At 70.2% G+C, this 2,818-nt stretch carries 2 protein-coding genes and 1 pseudogene; all 3 read right to left on the reverse strand.

Annotation, left to right across the window (positions count from 1 at the left end; translation table 11 throughout):
* Nucleotides 1-277 (reverse strand): annotated as a pseudogene (locus tag LOY02_RS18995) (hypothetical protein); the annotation flags it as partial.
* A 174-nt stretch (nt 278-451) separates the two neighbouring features.
* Nucleotides 452-1,507, reverse strand: a complete 1,056-nt coding sequence (locus tag LOY02_RS19000; RefSeq protein ID WP_317183928.1) for an LD-carboxypeptidase — start codon at nt 1,505-1,507, stop codon at nt 452-454.
* Between the two features lie 73 nt (nt 1,508-1,580).
* Nucleotides 1,581-2,818, reverse strand: a 1,238-nt coding sequence (locus tag LOY02_RS19005) for a bifunctional o-acetylhomoserine/o-acetylserine sulfhydrylase (protein ID WP_317183929.1), incomplete at its 5' end; no start/stop codon positions are given.

Genomic DNA, 2,818 nt, shown 5'->3' on the forward strand with positions numbered 1-2,818 from the left:
CGATGAAGTGTTCGACGAAGGCCTTGGCGCCTTCCTTGGTGCGCTTCTTCGCCGCGGCCGGCAGACCGTCCGGGAAGTCTGGTGTCGCGCTGGTGGACGCCGCAGGAATCGGTGTGGACGGCGCCACCGAGGTGCTCACCGATGCGCTCGGTGTGGACGGGCGCGGGGCAGGCGTCGTGGCCTGCGGCGCCGCGGTCCCGTCCCCGGCCGCGCACCCGGCGAGGGTGAGCACGAGGAGGAGCCCAGCGGCATACGGCATGAGGCTTCGTTTCGACACGGCTGCTCAGATCCCCTGACATCGAGAGACACGCGCCACCGGCGTGCATAACGGGCGGAAACGTGACAGAACGCTCCCACGATCCTGCCCGAACCGCACGCCGAACGATGTCGCCCATCCACAGGCCTCACACACTGACCCGCCAGACGGGTCAGTGCGTGAGGGCGACGGCCATCAGGTGAGGGTCTGGGCGATCGACCGCTCGTCGGCGTCGAACCGCACCGTGGTCGGGGCGCCGTTGAGCAGGGCAAGGTAGGGCGGCAGGTGGCCGCACTCGACGTCGGCGATGATCGGCACCCCAAGCATTCCCAGGGCGTCGACCACGGCATCGTGCTGCGAGAAGCCCGGCGCGGCAGGGGCGGCGGTGCGGGAGACGAGGACGCCGTTGCTGCGATCGAACCACCCGTGCAGCCGCATCGCGTGCAGTGCCCGGCAGATGTCGTACGAGCCCCACTCGGCGATGTCGAGCACGTGGACGAGCCCCTCGGGTGAGTACGCGTCGGCGAAGGCGTTGACGTCGGCGTAGGCACCGCCGGCGATGAAGCTGATCGTCTCGACGCACCCGGCGACGAGGCGACCGCGCAGCGTCACCGGCTCGTCGACGTGGCCGGGGTCGATCCGGGTCCACGTCCCCTCGCCGTCGAAGACGTAGTCGGATGCTCCGGGATCGGCGGCCCAGTCGTCGAAGCCCGTCGTCCGGTACCGACCGGGGGAGTGCTGCACGAGCTCCGTCCCCGCGGGCGCCGAGGCCACGTCCAACCAGTGCGACATGCCCTCCGGCACCCGGTAGAGCGTGTCCATGAAGTTCTGCCCGTGGACCGTGGCGACACCCGTGCGCAAGGTCACCGGGGTGAGCCACGTCGTCGTGTCCGAGTACCCAACGCACCACGTCGGGTCCGCCGCGGCGATCGCCTCGACGTCCAGCAGGTCGAGCAGGTCGATGCCGGTCTCGCCGCCCCACGGGGGCACGACCGCCCGGATGGCCGGGTCGGTGAGCATCCGCATGAGCTCCGCCGCCCGTTGTTCCCGTGGCGCGCTGACGTGGCTGGGGGCTCGGAGGCACGCGCCGAGCTCCACCTCGAAGCCGCGGTCCTCGAGGAACCGACGCGTCAGCTCGACCCGAGGCCACAGCGCCTCGGGGACACCGGAGCTCGGCGCGGTGACGCCGATGCGGTCACCCGGGCGAAGCGGGGCGGGATAGCGGATGGCGGTGGCGGGCTGGGCAGGCACGGGAGCCAGCCTATGAGCGCGAGGGGGTGAGCGGCATACGGATTCTCCGGTGCCGCTCACCCCCGGGTGACGGTCAGATCTTCGCCGCGGTGAAGCCCTGCTCGAGGTCAGCGATGATGTCGTCGATGTGCTCGATGCCGACGGCGAGGCGGACCAGGCCGGGCGTCACGCCAGCCGCGAGACGGTCCTCCTCCGGTCCCTGCGAGTGCGTCGTCGACGCCGGGTGGATGACGAGGGAGCGGACGTCGCCGATGTTGGCCACGTGGCTGTGGAGCGTCAGACCCTCGACGAACTTCTTGCCGGCCTCGAGGCCGCCCTTGATCTCGAAGGACAGGACCGCACCCGCGCCGCGCGGAGCGTACTTCTGCGCGGTCGCGTAGGACGGGCTGTCGGGCAGGGACGCCCAGACGACACGCTCGACCTGCTCATGCCCCTGGAGGAAGGCGGCGACCTTCGCGGCGTTCTCGAGGTGGCGCTCGACACGCAGTGACAGCGTCTCGAGGCCCTGCGCGATGAGGAAGGCGTTGAACGGCGCCGCGGCGGGACCGAGGTCGCGGAGCAGCTGCACACGCGCCTTGAGGATGTAGGCGAGGTTGGCCCCGAGGGGGCTGCCGACGCCCAGGTCCCGCGCGAAGACGAGGCCGTGGTAGCTCTCCTCGGGGGTGTTGTAGTTCGGGAACCGTTCCGGGTCCTGCCCGTAGTCGAAGCGCCCCGCGTCGACGATGACGCCCGCGATCGACGTGCCGTGGCCACCGAGGTACTTCGTCGCCGAGTGGACCACGACGTCGGCGCCCCACTCGATCGGGCGGATGACGTAGGGCGTCGCGATGGTGTTGTCGACGACGAGCGGGACCCCGTGCTCGTGGGCGAGCGCCGCGACCGCCTCGATGTCGAGGACCTCCGCCTTGGGGTTGGCGATGGTCTCGCCGAAGAGCAGCTTGGTGTTCGGCCTGATGGCCGCCCGCCAGGACTCGATCGAGGCCGGGTCGTCGACGAAGCTCACCTCGATGCCCAGCTTGGGCAGGGTGAACTTGAGCAGGTTCACCGTGCCGCCATAGAGGCTCGGGGAGGCGACGAGGTGGTCGCCAGCCTCGGCGATGTTGAGGATCGCGAGCGTCGTGGCGGACTGGCCGGAGGCCACGAGCAGGGCGCCGACGCCCCCCTCGAGGGCGGCGATGCGTTGCTCCACGACATCGGTCGTCGGATTCATGATCCGGGTGTAGATGTTGCCGAACTCCTTGAGGCCAAAGAGGTTGGCGGCGTGGTCGGTGTCGTTGAAGACGTAGCTCGTCGTCTGGTAGATCGGCAGGG

This window comes from Intrasporangium sp. (assembly GCF_032907665.1).
In the GTDB taxonomy this organism is placed as follows: Bacteria; Actinomycetota; Actinomycetes; order Actinomycetales; family Dermatophilaceae; genus Intrasporangium.